The organism is Myxococcus sp. XM-1-1-1, from assembly GCF_020037095.1.
Classification (GTDB): Bacteria; Myxococcota; Myxococcia; order Myxococcales; family Myxococcaceae; genus Myxococcus; species Myxococcus fulvus.
This window is the reverse complement of record NZ_JAIQDH010000001.1, coordinates 713,878-727,287: the sequence shown is the minus strand read 5'-3', so window position 1 is coordinate 727,287 and position 13,410 is coordinate 713,878. Positions and strand designations below refer to the sequence as shown.

Genomic DNA, 13,410 nt, shown 5'->3' with positions numbered 1-13,410 from the left:
GAGGCTCCATGCCCTGTGTCCGAGAGGTGCGGCTCTCGTTGTTGCTGTGCGTGGTGCTGGTGGCGGGCGCGGCGCGGGCACAGTCACCGAGCACCTTCGTGAACTGGGAGCACCCCCACGTCCACCCGCTGGAGCTGACGCCGGACGGCGCGCGCCTGCTCGCGGTGAACACGGCGGACAACCGGCTCATGGTGTTCTCCGTGACGGGCGGGACGCCGGTGCTCACGGCCTCCATCCCGGTGGGCCTGGACCCCGTGTCCGTGCGCGCCCGGAGCAACACCGAGGCGTGGGTCGTCAACCACGTCTCCGACAGCGTCAGCATCGTGGACCTCACCACGCTCAACGTCAGGGCCACCCTCCCCACGGATGACGAGCCCGCGGACGTCATCTTCGCGGGCTCACCGCAACGCGCGTTCATCTCCTGCTCGCAGGTGAACCGCGTGCTGGTGCTGGACCCCGCCAATCCCCTCGCCACGCCCACGCGGCTCGCGCTGCAAGGAGAAGAGCCTCGCGCGCTCGCCACCAACGCGGCGGGCACCCACGTCTACGTCGCCTTCTTCGAGTCCGGCAATCGCAGCACGGTGCTCGGCGGTGGCAACGCGATGGGCGGCGGCGGCTTCCCACCCAACGTGGTGAGCAGCGGGCTGGGCCCCTACGGCGGCGTCAACCCGCCCCCCAACGCCGGCAACGCGTTCAACCCGCCCAGGCGCAGCGGCACGCCCACGCCTCCTCCCGTGGCGCTCATCGTGAAGAAGAACGCCAGCGGCCAGTGGATGGACGACAACAGCCGTGACTGGACGAGCGTCGTCTCGGGAAGCAACGCGTCCGCGTCCGGACGTCGCCCGGGCTGGGATTTGCCGGACCGGGACGTGGCCATCATCAACGCGTCCACGCTGGCCGTCACGTACGCCAGCGGGGCGATGAACCTGAACATGGCGCTGGCGATCCACCCGGGCGGCCACGTCGTCGTGGTGGGCACGGACGCGGTGAACGAGGTCCGCTTCGAGCCCAACCTCAAGGGCCGATTCCTGCGCGTGCTCGCCGCCGCGTTCGACCCGACCAATCCCTCCGTCGTCTCCCGCTTCGACCTCAATCCGCACCTGACGTACACCACGGGCACGGTGCCCCTGGCGACGCGGCGGCTCGCGCTGGGAGACCCGCGAGGGCTCGCCTGGAACACGGACGGCAGCCGCGTCTACATCACCGGCATGGGCTCCAACAACGTCGCCGTCATGGACGACGCGGGCGGAAGAATCACCCAGGTGACGGTCGGCGAGGGCCCCACGGGCGTGGTGCTCTCCGGGACGCGGCTCTACGTGCTCAACAAGTTCGCCGCGAGCATCTCCCTGGTGGACACCACCTCGAACGTCGAGGTCGCGCGGGTGCCGTTCTTCGACCCCTCCCCCGGCGCCATCAAGGTCGGCCGCAGGCACCTCTACGACACGCACACGGGCTCGGGCCTGGGACACGTGTCGTGCGCGTCGTGCCACATCGACGGCCGGCTCGACCGGCTCGCGTGGGATTTGGGAGACCCCGCCGGCGAGATGAAGGCCGTCACCGGGCAGAACCTGGGCATGGGCATCCCCGGGCTCACGTCGAACTTCCAGCCGTGGCACGCCATGAAGGGCCCGATGACGACGCAGACGCTCCAGGACCTCATCGGCAAGGAGCCTCTGCACTGGCGCGGAGACCGCGCGGGCATCGAGGAGTTCAACGGCGCCTTCACCAGCCTCCAGGGAGACGACACCCAGCTCACCGTCATCGAGATGCAGCAGTTCGAGGACTTCCTCGCGACGCTCACCTTCCCGCCCAATCCCTTCCGGAACCTCGACAACTCGCTGCCCACGAGCCTGCCTTTGCCCGGGCACTTCACCACGGGGCGCTTCGGCGCCGCGGGACAGCCGCTGCCCAACGGGAACGCGGTCAACGGTCTGCGCATCTACCGGCCGCCGCGCCTGCTGGACTCGGGCGTCTTCGCCTGCTCGACGTGCCACACCCTGCCCACGGGCCTGGGCGCGGACGTGCGCTGGAACGGGAGCCAGTTCCTGCCCGTCAACGCGGGCCCCAACGGCGAGCGTCACACGGGGCTCGTCTCCGTGGATGGCTTCACCAACGTGACGATGAAGATTTCACAACTGCGAAACCTCTACGAGAAGGTGGGCATGGAGTTCACCCAGACGTCGAACCTGGCGGGCTTCGGCTTCTCGCATGACGGCAGCGTGGACTCGATTGCCCGCTTCATCACCGAGCCGGTGTTCACGCTCCAGAGCGACCAGGAGGTCGCGGACATGGTGGCGTTCATGCTCGCGTTCTCGGGCTCGGACCTGCCCAAGGGCACCACGACGACGGTCGCGGAGCCGCCCGGGCCGGACAGCAAGGACACCCACGCGGCGGTGGGCAGGCAGGTGACGCTGACCACGGCGAGCCCCACACCCGCGCAGACGAGCACCCTGGCCTCGTTCCAGGCCCTCGCCGACAGCGGCAAGGTGGGGCTGGTGGCGAAGGGCAACCAGGGCGGCATCGCGCGCGGCGCGACCTATGTGGGCGGGGGTCTGTTCCAGGCCGACCGCGCGGCGGAGACCGTCACCGCCGCGCAGCTCCAGACGATGGCGCTGCCCGGCAACGAGCTGACCTTCACGGTGGTGCCCAAGGGCTCGGAGGTGCGCATCGGCATCGACCGGGACCTGGACGGCGTCTTCGACCGCGATGAGCTGGACCGGGGGACCCGGCCCGATGACCCGCTGAGCCGATAGCGCTCACAGGGACTCGGCTGCCGCACCCGGAGGACACGAGAACGACGCCGGCACGGACCAGAGCTGCTCCAGGCCGGTGTCATCCGTGGCGGGGAAGAACACGCGGCCGCCCGCGCGCACGAAGGGCTCGGGCCCCAGTCCGAGCACCACCGGGACGGTGACCTTCGCGAGCTGTCCCGTCGTCGCCGTCGTGCCTCGCGTGAACCAGGGCCTGTTGGCCGTGCCGTCCGGCGAGCCGGTGAAGAGGACGGCCCCCGTCCCCGTGGCGAACACGGGGGAATAGGACGTGTCATTGCGGTGCAGCGAGCGGAAGAGCTCGCGAGTCCCCGCCGCCGTGCCGTTCGTCACCCAGAGCCGCACGTCGTCGGGCACGGGGCTCAGGCCGTTGAGGCCGACCGAGAAGTAGAGCGAGTCACCGGAGGCCGCGGTCCGCAGCACCGCGGGGAGCTGGTCGGGATTGTCTCGCGGCAAGGTGGTGACAAGCGTCCTGCCACCGCCACTCAGCGAGAGACTGTAGAGCCGCGCCGCCTGGGCCACGTACACCTTCGAGCCCAGCCCGCCCACCAGACGGACGCGTTGACCGAACGTGTCCAATCGCAGCGTGCCCGCGGCCGAGCCATTCGTCTTCCAGACCTCGTCGTTCGACCCGTCCCGGAGCACGAACAAGCCCTGGTCCCCTGCCCGCCCCACCTGCTGGATGCTCACGGTTCCCGCATCCAACTGCTTGAGGGACATGGTCCCCGCCTGGGTGCCATCCGTGCGCCACAGCGTCGTGGCGCCGCCCTGCGAGCGGAAGAACAACAGCGCATCTCCGACGCGCAGGGTCTGGTCGAAGTAGAGCCCGAGGACACCGGGGAGGTTCGCGAGCAGCACCGTCCCCGCGCTCGTCCCATCCGAGCTCCACAGCGCCGGACCTCCCGAGGCGCCCAGGTGGAAGAAGACCAGTCGGCCATGGAGGGCCGTCACGGCGCGCAGCGCGGGGCCGTTGACGTCCGGCGTGAAGGCCTTGATGAAGCGGGTTCCAGTCGACGTCCCGTCACTGGTCCAGAGGTGGACCATTCCCGTCGCCGAGTCGGCGAGCTGGAAGAAGAGCGTGTTGCCCACCGCCGCCGGAGTGCCCTCGGCGAAGACGCCCGCGGGGAAGCTCCGCACCTGCACGGTGCCGGCTTCGGTGCCATCACTGCGCCACAATCCCGTGCCACCTCCAGGCGCGGCGAGCGTGAAGTAGAGCATCCCCTGGACGTCGGTGAGTCCTTCCAGGTGGGTGTTGACGGATGCTCCCGGAGGATTGACCACCCGCGTCCTCGACGCGGCGCCTGGCGGACAGGCCTGGGCCGTCACCGCATGGGATTCCATCGCGAGGCCCCCGCAGCCCGAGGCCAGCAAAGCCAACCACACCAGGGCACCACCATTCCTGACACGCATGACCGCTCCTTCCAAACGCAGCGGCGGAAGGTAGGGAGCGAGAGGGTGCCCCTCAAGTGGGCACGAAAGCGCGAGACCACGTCGCGGTGGGATTCCGAGCAGTCAGTCCCTCAGGACGAGGCGCCCCAGCGGTCGCGGTACGTCCGCCAGAGTTCGCCGCCCATGCTCTCGCGCTGAACGGGGACATCGGGCGAGGAGGAGAATCCGCCGCGGGCATCGAGCCTGCTGAGCACGTGGATGATGATGCCCCGCATGTCGCCGTCCTCGAGGGGAAACACACCGCCACCGTAGGACGCGAGGTCGGCCCGCGGGTCATGGAGGAGCTGCCGCAAGCCCAGGAGCAGCCAGGGCAAGTCTCCCGAGGCCTGTGCCCCGTGGCCTATGGTCTCGATGTCGCTGTCGAGTTCACCGAGGTCTTCCGGCACTTCGTTGTGGTCGACGAAGCAGGTCAGGATGACCTGGCCCAGGTGGTAGCGAAGCATGGCGGTGCAGACCTTCATGGGCCCCCCAGGGCGCGGCGGGGAGCCCCGCCCGCGCCGGGTACCGAGGACTACGCCTCCGCGTAGGTCTCGATGAAGTCGTCGATGACCTTGACGATGTGGGTCGAGAAGTCGCGGAAGTCATCTTCGCCGTCGGAGAGGCTGAAGGCCTCGTCATGGCTGTAGGCGACGACGGCCAGCTCGCCTTCCGGGGAGCGGGCGCGCGGGTTGAAGCACCAGAAGTTCTCCACCGAGTCGTCATCGCGGCGCTGGAAGAACAGGGCCTGGTTGATGGCCTCCGCGACCTCGGCGTCCTCGCCATCCACGGCGTCCGACGGGTCCGGCGCGGCGGCGCGCAGCAGTCCCGGCTCCTCCATCCCGATGAGCTCCTGCCCGCCGTACACCACCTTGAAGGTGCCGAGCGTGGTGATGAAGCGCACGTAGCTGGGGGGCAGCTTCAGCTTGTACTTCGCCTCCAGACCCGCCACCGCCGCGGCGTCCACCGGCGCGGCGAACTCCACGGACATGCCCTCCTTCGTCTCCACGAAGGACTTCAGCCGCTCCACCGCCTGCGTCACCGCGCTCTCATTCGACTGCGTCGACATGCTTGCTCCGACCACGAGCCAGGAAGATGCCTGGTGCGCGGACGCTAGCCGTCGCCTCCAGCCATGTCATGCGGAGTAAAGCCACCCGCAGCTCGCCGACTCGACGCTCCGCCCCCCACTCCATTGGAGTTCAAGAATCGACGGGGTACTCGCCTCGCAGCTCGGTCCACCGGGCATCGGAGAGCCCCCCGGGGCCACAGCTGAGCCGCCGCAATCGTGGGAAGTGGTCTCGATGACGCAGGGGAACCCTCGTCCGAGAGAGCAGCACCTGTCAGCTCGAACACCTCCAGTTGGGGGCGTGCCACAGGTGGACCAGCTCACGGCACTGCGCATCGCCGAACACGCGGCTGCGCAGTTCGAGTTGACGCAAGGCGGGTAGCCCCTCGACCGCGAGGAGCAGCGCCAGGTCTTCTGGGAGCCACGCGACGAAGGCGAAGGGTGTCCGTCTCAGGGGAGATGGCCGCCAGGTCGTCGGGAGCGAACGTCACGCACGGGAGTGTACGGTGCCACGCGAGCAGGGCCCAGCACGCCCGTGTCCAAGAAGAAGGCCGGAGACGGAAGGCAGCACACCCGAGGTCCCCGGCCGGGGGTGGAACTCAGTCGTCAGTTACACGCATCGCTGCACTGCGCGAGCTGACAGCCGTAGCTGGCCGCCTTCGCATCGGCGTCCTGGCGCGCGAACCGGCACGCTTTCTTGCAGCCCCCAAGGAACGTGGTGGCGCCGAAGCCGACGACGTTGCAGGTGCCGCCGCTCGCGGTGAAGCCCGAGCAGGTCGTCTTGCAGTTGCGCGCGAACGCCTCGACGGGTCTGTCCTCGGACGAGACCTCCTCCGAGGGTGGGGGTTGCGACGTCTCATCCACAGGGACTTCGGGGGCCTCCGTCCCGGGGCCGCAGCCCACGAAACCAGAACCCAGCACGGCGAGGATGGCCAGCCAAACGACATGTTGCTTCATGACAGCTCCTTCAAGCCATCCTGGGGCACAAGGTTCCAGGAGGCGATGGGCTGTCTAGACATCCTCGCGCAACCCGTCAACGCGCCCGATGTCCGATGTGTTTGTCATTGATGCGCATTTGTGAGAGCCCGAGAGGACGAGTGTCCGCGGGGTGCGGTGCGGGGCGTGGTCCCTCCCGACGGCTGCGCATCGCACCAATCGTACACGGCGGTGGCGGTGCCCCAGCAGAGAGGCCAGACACGCATCGCCGCCATGAAGAGACTCGGACTGCGGAAGATGACGGAGTTCAGATGAGTCGCAGGTGTGCGCGGAGTCCCTCCTTGTGCGCACCCATGAGCGATTGCGCCAGGCGCTAGTCCTATCTGTTGGAAACTGACAGAGTCAGCGCCTCCGGAAAGGAGCCGTACATGTCATTCAAGTGGATGCGATTCCTGGTAGCGCCGATTGCCGCATCGACCTTGTGGGCGCCTCCCTCGCTGGCGAACACCTGCGAGGAGGAATACGCCTACTGCTATTACCTGGCCTCACTCGAGTCGGACGAACGCGCTCGCGACGCGAAGCAGAACGACTGCGACCTCGAGTACTGGATCTGCACCTCGCAGGCCCTGGGGGACGAGGCGCCCCCCGCGGAATCCACCACGAGCGCTGAGTAGCGCCCGGGCCGCCCCGCGCCGCGGAATCGACTGCGGTCCTCGGCAGACCTCCGCCCTGGACCGTCTATCTGCGCCGCCGCAGACGCCGCGCGATGAGCAATCCCAATGAGACCGCCGCCACGCAGATGCCCGCGGGGCGCACCATGGTCCCGATTCCGCCCGCGACGCTCGCCGTGACACCGAGCAATGACAGCCAGGTGGCAATGCACAGAGGGCACTTCGGGAGAAGCGCGGCCAGCAGGCCCAGGACCAGGGACACGGCCGGCACGCGCCGCGCTGTCGGGCCCTGGGACATTTGCTCAGCGTCCATACTGGTCCCGCAAGCGGACCCAGCTCATGGAGAAGGACAGCCCATCCTCGTCGCGCCCCTTCGGCGAGATGTCGAGCAACTGATAGGCGGCGTTGGCGACCTCGATGCCTCGTCCATACGTGCCGTAGGTGTGGAACACGTCGCCACGCGCATCCTTCGCGAAGACGCTGAACCCCGGCATCTCCGTGTTGGACTCCCCCAGCGGTCCGTAATTGTAGACGGCCTCGCCGCTCGCCAGCGTCTCCGGACGGAAGGACACGTTGAAGTCGAAGTTGAAGCGGCTTGCCTGGGACGACACCCATGAGAAGGTCCACCCCATCCGTCGCTGGAATGCCTGGAGCTTGGGCAGCGGCGCACGGGAGACCGCGGTGAAGCGGACATCGCGTTGAGCCAGGTGCTCGACGGCGCCGTTGAAGGAGTCCGCCCAGAAGGAGCAGCTCTTGCAACCGACCTCCCACTCCGGAGCGAACATGAAGTGATAGACGACGAGCTGGCTGTGGCCCTCGAAGAGCTGCGGCAGCGTCTTGGCCCCATCCGGGGTGTCGAACGTGTAGGGCTCCGTCACGCGCAGCCAGGGCAGCGCGCGACGCTCGGCGCTCAGCTCGTCGTGCATCCGGGTCAGCGCCTTCTCCTTCGCCAGCAGCGCCTTGCGCGCGGACAGCCACTCACTCCTCGACTCCGTCAGTTTCTGGGACATGGGTTTCCTCCAGGGATTGGATGCACCCAGACGTAACGGTCCGAGCCCGTGGGTCGGGAGTAACAAAGACGACGGGCTTCCCATCGACGAGGGAGCGACGGAGGATGCGCCGCATGGATGCGCTCGTCAGCGTGGCGGCCCGGGCCCTTCGCGAGGGAGATCCGCTGGGGGCTCTCCAGCGCGTGGCGCTGCGCGAGGACGCGCCGGCGTTGGCCCTGAGGGGCATCGCGATGGCGCAGTTGGGTGAGTTCGCCCAGGCGGCGGCGCTGCTGAAGCGGGCGGCGCGTGCGTATGGCTCCGGGGATACGCTCGCCCGAGCGCGCTGCGACGTCGCGCGGGCGGAGGTGGCGCTCGCGACCCGGGAGCTCGAGGGCATCGACCTCGCGCTCGATGGAGCCGTCCGCGTCTTCACACGCCACGGCGATGTGGAGAACGCGCGCTACACACGGCTTCTGCGGGCGCGACATGCCCTCTTGCTGGGACGCATCGAGGAGGCGGAGGGAGCACTGTTCGCACTCGCACGGGAGGAAACGCCCGCGAGGCCCTTTTCGGAGAAGGGAGCACTGCCCCCGCTCGCGCGGGAGGAAACGCCTGCGAGGCCCTCTACGGCGAAGGGAAAACACTCCGCGCTCACGCGGGAGGAAATGCTCGCGACGCCATCCATGGCCAAGGTGGCACAGGCCCCGCTCGCACGGGAGGAAACGCCCGCGAAGCCCTCTACGGCCAAGGTGACACAGGCCCCGCTCGTACCAGGGGGAACGCCCGCGAAGCCCGCTACGGCCAAGGTGACACAGGCCCCGCTCGTACCAGGGGGAACGCCCGCGATGCCGTCCACGCTCGCGTGGCTCCTGGCCTTCGAGGTGGCCGTGCGGAGGGGAACGCCTCGCACCGCGCGCGCCGCCCTGGAGCGCGCCCGCATCGCCGCGCGGCGCGCCCGCATCCCCGCGCTCGTCGCGGAGGTGGAACAAGCAGCAGGCGCCCTGGACCTCCCCGCCGCGCGGGTCGTCTCGCGAGGCGAGGCCCGCCCCGTCGTGCTCGACGAGGTCGAAGCCCTCCTCGAATCGGAGCACCTGGTCGTCGACGCGTGCCGTCGGGTGCTCCGCGCGGGCCCGCGGGTCGTGACCTTGTCCACGCGTCCCATCCTGTTCTCGCTGCTGCGGGTGCTGGCCGAGGCCTGGCCTCAAGACGCCGCGCGCGAGGAGCTCGTTCAACAGGTGTTCGGAGCGCGGAGGATGAACGCCTCGCATCGCGCGCGGTTGCGCGTCGAGCTGGGCAGGCTGCGCGCCCAGGTGCGCGAGGTGGCGGGAATCCAGGCCACGCCCCGAGGCTTCGTCCTGGAGCCTCGAGGCGCGGTCGAGGTCCGTGTCCTGGCGCCCCCCGTCGAGGGCGCGGGCGGCGCCGTCCTGGCTTTGCTCGCGGATGGGGAGCACTGGTCGACCTCCGCGCTCGCACTCGCGCTCGGCGCGAGCCAGCGCACGGTGCAGCGCGTGCTCACCACCCTGGAAGCGGCCGGGCAGGTCCGCGTGTTGGGACGAGGCCGGGCGAGGCGCTGGGTGGCACCTCCGCTCAGCGGGTTCACGACGACATTGTTACTCCCCACCTTGTCCCTGCCGGGCTAGAGCGGACCGAAGGGGATGGAGCGGGCCATGGACAAGCATCGGGACGAAGTCGAGGAGACGCAGCCGGCGGAGGTCCTCCGCGAATACGGCCCCTTCGACGGCGCGGCGCGCATCCATGGCGTCACGTATGACGGCGCGCGGGTCTGGTTCGCGGGAGACGAGGGGCTCCGGGCCTTCGACCCCACGAGCGGCGAGCCCGTGCGCACGCTCGCGGTGGCCTGTGACGCGGGGACCGCCTTCGATGGGCGACACCTCTACCAGCTCGGCGGTGGCGTCATCCGGAAGGTGGACCCGGAGACGGGACAGGTGCTGAAGACGATTCCCGCGCCCGGCAAGGGCGATGACTCGGGGCTCACCTGGGCCGAGGGCTCGCTCTGGGTGGGCGAGTACCACGCCCGGAGAATCCATCGCATCGACCCCGAGACGGGAGCCATCCTGCGCACGCTCGAATCCAACCGCTTCGTCACCGGCGTCACCTGGGCCCAGGACGAGCTGTGGCACGGCACGCTGGAGGATGGCGCGAGCGACCTCCGGCGACTCGACCCCGTGGATGGACGCGTGCTCGTCAGGCTCACGCTGCCCGAGGGTGTGAGCGTCACCGGGCTGGAGTCCGACGGCGGTGACGTGCTCTACGCCGGTGGCGGCACGAGCGGCAAGGTGCGCGCCGTACGGCGGCCCCGACGCTCGCGCCGCTGAGCCGCCGGCTCAGAACTCCAGGCCGTAGGCCGCGGCCACCTGCCGTGCGAAGGCCAGGACGTCGGCCGGCGCGTTCTCGTCCAACGTGACGCGCTCCAGCCCCCTCGCCACGGGGAAGGAGACCGACAGCGTCTGGGCATCGTGGGCGAAGCCCGGCGGCATTGGAAACGCCTGGATGGGCGCAAGCCGACTCGCGGCGATGAGCAAGGTCGTGAGCCGATGGACGTCGGCGCCGGACTGCTCACCTTCGAGGGTGGAGCGGCGCAGGAAGCGGCCGTCCCGGAAGACGGTGAGCGAGAAGCTCCGCGTGTTGGGGAGGCCGGGCGACTTCGACAGCTCGAGGACGTGGTCCTCCGCGGAGCGCGCGGGCGCGGCCTCCGGATGCGCGAGCCACGGAAGCCCTTCGTGCAGCCGCAACTGGACCAGCGGGGAGAAGCGGCGGAAGTCCTCGAACCGACCTTCGACGACGTCCGTGCGCGCCCCTGACGCCCAGCCCGACAGCGACTCGATGCGGTAGAAGACCTCGTCGACGTACCACCGCGCATCGCCGCGTCTCACGACGAGCAGGTCGGTGTACTGGGATTGGGGCTCGACGAGCGTGCGGAACTGGCGGCGCTCCTCGGCCGGGTGGCGCAGACAACCCTCCAGGTTCGACGGGAACAGCGCTCGCTGAGCGCTCCCTGCGTGGGCCTCCTGCTCCTCCAGGAACGCGCCCAGCGTGGTGTCGGGCTTCGTCTCTCCGAAGTACGGGAGGAAGGTGAGCTTCAAGGACAGCGGGTCGACGCCCTGGGGCGCAACCAGCTCGCACCGCTCGATGACGGGGCGGGCATCCCCGCGATGGACCTCGCGATAGCGTTCGAAACGGAGTGTCGGAGCGGCGGTCACGGATGCACCTTTCCTGGAGTCCTCGGGAGGGTGCTTTCCACCCGCCTGGCCTCATGAATACCCACTCCTCGAATCTCGCGCGTCGAGCCAGACTGGTCCAGCACGACGCTCGTCCATCTGCGCAGGAGGAACCCGATGCATCGCTCCACGACCTCGCGAGTCCCGCTCCCGATGACCCTGCTGTTGGTGCTCGGGGTGTTGCTGGGCGGGATGCCCGCCTGGGCGGGTGACATGCCGGCGAAGCCGCTGAAGAAGCCCGCCGATCGGCACTCCATCCGCAAGGTCACCCAGAAGTCCTACGTCCGTGAAGACAACAGCGTCGTGGAGTCCCGGGTGAACATCCACCGGGACGTGCAGGACATCAACGAAGGCAAGGCCAAGAAGGGCAACGAGTCCGGGGTCCAGACATGGACCATCAACCGGCGGACCTATGGCAGCCACGATGGCACCCTGTACCCCATGCGCGGCGATGGCATCCACGAGCTGAACCGTGGGGCGTTCAAGGCGCTGGGCATCTACAACGAGATGAAGGACACGCCCCGCGCCAAGGAGGTCCTGGACAAAATGAAGGTCCCCGAAGCTGATAGGAAGGCCGCGCTCAAGGCCTTCAAGGCCGGGTAGGAGGAAACATGGCCGACAGACTTCCATTGGGGTTCCTCGTCCGCGCCGCGATGAGCGACGAGCGGCTCTTCGACGGCATCGCTCGGGCGCTCGGCATCCAGGTCGGAGAGGTGTCGCTGTTCGACGTCGACCGGCCGGGGAATGAGATGGTCCTCGTGACGACCACGTCGCGGCCGGCGGGGTTCCGCACGGACGTGAGCCTGTACGTCGACGCGTCTCGCGTCCGCGGCGGAGAGGCGCTCACCTCGCAGGAGCTGGCCGCGAGGGTGGCCGTGCTGCTCGGGGAGGAGGTCCTCGTGTCTCCCCCCTCGGGCGACCCCGCCATCGCCGTCACCTGGTACCTGGTGACGCCGGATGGCCAGCGCTTCCGGGGCACCGAGGTCCACCTCGGGGATGAAGAGGACTCCATCGACATCGACCGCGCCTCGCTCCGCCCGGTGTAGCGCGAGCGGCGCGAGGCCCGGCGGTCTCAGGTCCTGGGTCGCCAGGTCAGCCACTCGCCAGGACGCGCCAGCTCCACGTCCACCTTCCGCGCACGGGCGGCGGCGAGGAGCTGCGCTTCCGCATCGGGCACCTCCCGATAGTCCTCGGAGGGCGCGACGCCGTAGTGGATGGGCACGAGGAGCTTCGCGCCCAACACCTTCGCCGCGGCCACCGCCTGCTCCGGTGTCAGGACGCCGTGCACGTCGCTGACGGGCTTGCGCCACCCGAAGCGTGCGCCGTTGATGGGCAGGAAGGCCGCATCGAAGGGCCCGAGCTGCCGGCCGATGCTCCACCAGGAGCCATGCCACAGCGTGTCTCCGCAGTGGATGATGCGACGCCCTCCCCCGGAGACGACCCACGACACCTGCGGGTCTCCGTAGCCGTCCACCGCAGGAACGGCCGTCACGGTGAACTCATTGAGCAGGACGGGCTCGTGGAGCGGCGCGGGCCGCACCCGGAAGCCCGACGCAGCGGCCGTAGCCGCCATGTCCGGCCCACACACCAGCGTCCCCGTGTCCCCCAACGCCTGTCGCACCGCCTGTCGGTCGAAGTGGTCGGGGTGACGATGCGTCACCAGGACGTAGCGGTTGCCCTCCCCCACCTCCATCGGGACCAGCGGGTCCTTCAGCGCCGCGCCCCACACGGAGGGGTCGCTCAACGGGTCCAGGAAGAGCGTGTCCTTCCCCAGTTGCAACCGCACTCCGGCCCAGGCCAGGCGCTGGGCGCGAAGCGACTCGGTCTCCATGGGCTTCGCCGCCCGACCCAGACCAGGAGGAAACAGGACCGCTCCCGCCGAGAGCGAGAGCGCCGCGCGCAAGAAGCCTCGGCGGCTCATCGCGCCTCCGGAGCACGCACGGGGTTGATGCCGAAGAGACGCACCCCCGTCTCCGTCCTCGGCTGATGACGGCTCGCCGGTGGGAAGAACAGGTACGAGCCCGGGCCCAGGCGCTGCTCTCCCTCGATGAGCTCACCGCTCAGCACGAAGACCTCCTCCCCCGTGTCATGGACGTCCACGAAGGGCCACTGACTCCCCGGGGCCATGTCCACGACCCAGACCCTCACGTCACGGGTGCTCGGCAAGTCCCTCCGCAGGCAGCCGGGCCCCACGATGACGGGCTCGACGTCGTCGAGCCTCACGGGGACGAAGGGGCCCTGCACTCTCGGGAAGCTGTCTGTTCGCGGCATCCATCCGCTCCTCTGGCTGTGGTGCACCCACGTTAAGGAGCACCA

Annotated in this window: 14 protein-coding genes; 6 read left to right on the top strand and 8 right to left on the bottom strand. The window is 69.3% G+C overall.

Annotation, left to right across the window (positions count from 1 at the left end; all coding sequences use genetic code 11):
- The first annotated feature begins 8 nt into the window (after nt 1-8).
- Complete coding sequence (locus K8640_RS03030) at nt 9-2,753, top strand: YncE family protein (RefSeq protein WP_223745685.1); 2,745 nt, start codon at nt 9-11, stop codon at nt 2,751-2,753.
- Nucleotides 2,754-2,756: 3 nt separating this feature from the next.
- On the opposite strand, the gene K8640_RS03025 is transcribed toward K8640_RS03030, so the two are convergent.
- From K8640_RS03025 to K8640_RS03010, 4 genes are all read right to left on the bottom strand, one after another.
- On the bottom strand, nt 2,757-4,178 hold the full coding sequence (locus K8640_RS03025; RefSeq protein ID WP_223745684.1) for a hypothetical protein: 1,422 nt from the start codon (nt 4,176-4,178) through the stop codon (nt 2,757-2,759).
- Between the two features lie 110 nt (nt 4,179-4,288).
- Nucleotides 4,289-4,678, bottom strand: coding sequence for a hypothetical protein (locus K8640_RS03020; protein ID WP_223745683.1), 390 nt, complete (start codon nt 4,676-4,678; stop codon nt 4,289-4,291).
- Between the two features lie 50 nt (nt 4,679-4,728).
- On the bottom strand, nt 4,729-5,262 hold the full coding sequence (locus K8640_RS03015) for an SMI1/KNR4 family protein (RefSeq protein ID WP_223745682.1): 534 nt from the start codon (nt 5,260-5,262) through the stop codon (nt 4,729-4,731).
- A 603-nt stretch (nt 5,263-5,865) separates the two neighbouring features.
- Nucleotides 5,866-6,216, bottom strand: coding sequence for a hypothetical protein (locus K8640_RS03010; protein WP_223745681.1), 351 nt, complete (start codon nt 6,214-6,216; stop codon nt 5,866-5,868).
- A gap of 407 nt (nt 6,217-6,623) precedes the next feature.
- On the opposite strand from K8640_RS03010, the gene K8640_RS03005 reads away from it, so the two are divergent.
- Nucleotides 6,624-6,869 carry a hypothetical protein gene (locus K8640_RS03005; RefSeq protein ID WP_223745680.1) on the top strand — a complete coding sequence of 82 codons (246 nt, stop codon included), beginning with the start codon at nt 6,624-6,626 and terminating at the stop codon, nt 6,867-6,869.
- Nucleotides 6,870-7,168: 299 nt separating this feature from the next.
- Here K8640_RS03005 and K8640_RS03000 read toward each other — a convergent pair whose 3' ends face one another.
- On the bottom strand, nt 7,169-7,876 hold the full coding sequence (locus tag K8640_RS03000) for a thioredoxin family protein (RefSeq protein ID WP_223745679.1): 708 nt from the start codon (nt 7,874-7,876) through the stop codon (nt 7,169-7,171).
- Between the two features lie 113 nt (nt 7,877-7,989).
- Here K8640_RS03000 and K8640_RS02995 point away from each other — a divergent pair, with 113 nt between their 5' ends.
- Nucleotides 7,990-9,495, top strand: a complete 1,506-nt coding sequence (locus K8640_RS02995) for a helix-turn-helix domain-containing protein (RefSeq protein WP_223745678.1) — start codon at nt 7,990-7,992, stop codon at nt 9,493-9,495.
- A 27-nt stretch (nt 9,496-9,522) separates the two neighbouring features.
- Nucleotides 9,523-10,191 carry a glutamine cyclotransferase gene (locus K8640_RS02990; RefSeq protein ID WP_223745677.1) on the top strand — a complete coding sequence of 223 codons (669 nt, stop codon included), beginning with the start codon at nt 9,523-9,525 and terminating at the stop codon, nt 10,189-10,191.
- A 9-nt stretch (nt 10,192-10,200) separates the two neighbouring features.
- On the opposite strand, the gene K8640_RS02985 is transcribed toward K8640_RS02990, so the two are convergent.
- On the bottom strand, nt 10,201-11,076 hold the full coding sequence (locus K8640_RS02985) for a hypothetical protein (RefSeq protein WP_223745676.1): 876 nt from the start codon (nt 11,074-11,076) through the stop codon (nt 10,201-10,203).
- Nucleotides 11,077-11,211: 135 nt separating this feature from the next.
- On the opposite strand from K8640_RS02985, the gene K8640_RS02980 reads away from it, so the two are divergent.
- Nucleotides 11,212-11,697: a hypothetical protein gene (locus tag K8640_RS02980; protein ID WP_223745675.1), complete on the top strand. Its 486-nt coding sequence runs from the start codon at nt 11,212-11,214 to the stop codon at nt 11,695-11,697.
- 8 nt (nt 11,698-11,705) lie between these two features.
- Nucleotides 11,706-12,140 (top strand): hypothetical protein, encoded by a 435-nt coding sequence (locus K8640_RS02975; protein ID WP_223745674.1) that lies wholly within the window; start codon nt 11,706-11,708, stop codon nt 12,138-12,140.
- Nucleotides 12,141-12,166: 26 nt separating this feature from the next.
- Here K8640_RS02975 and K8640_RS02970 read toward each other — a convergent pair whose 3' ends face one another.
- The gene (locus tag K8640_RS02970; RefSeq protein WP_223745673.1) at nt 12,167-13,015 is read right to left on the bottom strand and encodes an MBL fold metallo-hydrolase; all 849 of its coding nucleotides are present in this window, start codon (nt 13,013-13,015) and stop codon (nt 12,167-12,169) included.
- A complete protein-coding gene (locus K8640_RS02965; RefSeq protein ID WP_223745672.1) occupies nt 13,012-13,365 on the bottom strand; it encodes a cupin domain-containing protein in 354 nt (117 codons plus the stop codon). The genes K8640_RS02970 and K8640_RS02965 overlap by 4 nt, the downstream gene beginning before the upstream one ends.
- Between the last annotated feature and the right edge of the window lie 45 nt (nt 13,366-13,410).

Bases quoted from the DNA above. Each gene is read 5' to 3' on its own strand.
- K8640_RS03030 (WP_223745685.1), top strand. From the start codon at position 9: ATGCCCTGTGTCCGAGAGGTGCGGCTCTCGTTGTTGCTGTGCGTGGTG.
- K8640_RS03025 (WP_223745684.1), bottom strand. From the start codon at position 4,178: ATGCGTGTCAGGAATGGTGGTGCCCTGGTGTGGTTGGCTTTGCTGGCC.
- K8640_RS03020 (WP_223745683.1), bottom strand. From the start codon at position 4,678: ATGAAGGTCTGCACCGCCATGCTTCGCTACCACCTGGGCCAGGTCATC.
- K8640_RS03015 (WP_223745682.1), bottom strand. From the start codon at position 5,262: ATGTCGACGCAGTCGAATGAGAGCGCGGTGACGCAGGCGGTGGAGCGG.
- K8640_RS03010 (WP_223745681.1), bottom strand. From the start codon at position 6,216: ATGAAGCAACATGTCGTTTGGCTGGCCATCCTCGCCGTGCTGGGTTCT.
- K8640_RS03005 (WP_223745680.1), top strand. From the start codon at position 6,624: ATGTCATTCAAGTGGATGCGATTCCTGGTAGCGCCGATTGCCGCATCG.
- K8640_RS03000 (WP_223745679.1), bottom strand. From the start codon at position 7,876: ATGTCCCAGAAACTGACGGAGTCGAGGAGTGAGTGGCTGTCCGCGCGC.
- K8640_RS02995 (WP_223745678.1), top strand. From the start codon at position 7,990: ATGGATGCGCTCGTCAGCGTGGCGGCCCGGGCCCTTCGCGAGGGAGAT.
- K8640_RS02990 (WP_223745677.1), top strand. From the start codon at position 9,523: ATGGACAAGCATCGGGACGAAGTCGAGGAGACGCAGCCGGCGGAGGTC.
- K8640_RS02980 (WP_223745675.1), top strand. From the start codon at position 11,212: ATGCATCGCTCCACGACCTCGCGAGTCCCGCTCCCGATGACCCTGCTG.
- K8640_RS02975 (WP_223745674.1), top strand. From the start codon at position 11,706: ATGGCCGACAGACTTCCATTGGGGTTCCTCGTCCGCGCCGCGATGAGC.
- K8640_RS02970 (WP_223745673.1), bottom strand. From the start codon at position 13,015: ATGAGCCGCCGAGGCTTCTTGCGCGCGGCGCTCTCGCTCTCGGCGGGA.
- K8640_RS02965 (WP_223745672.1), bottom strand. From the start codon at position 13,365: ATGCCGCGAACAGACAGCTTCCCGAGAGTGCAGGGCCCCTTCGTCCCC.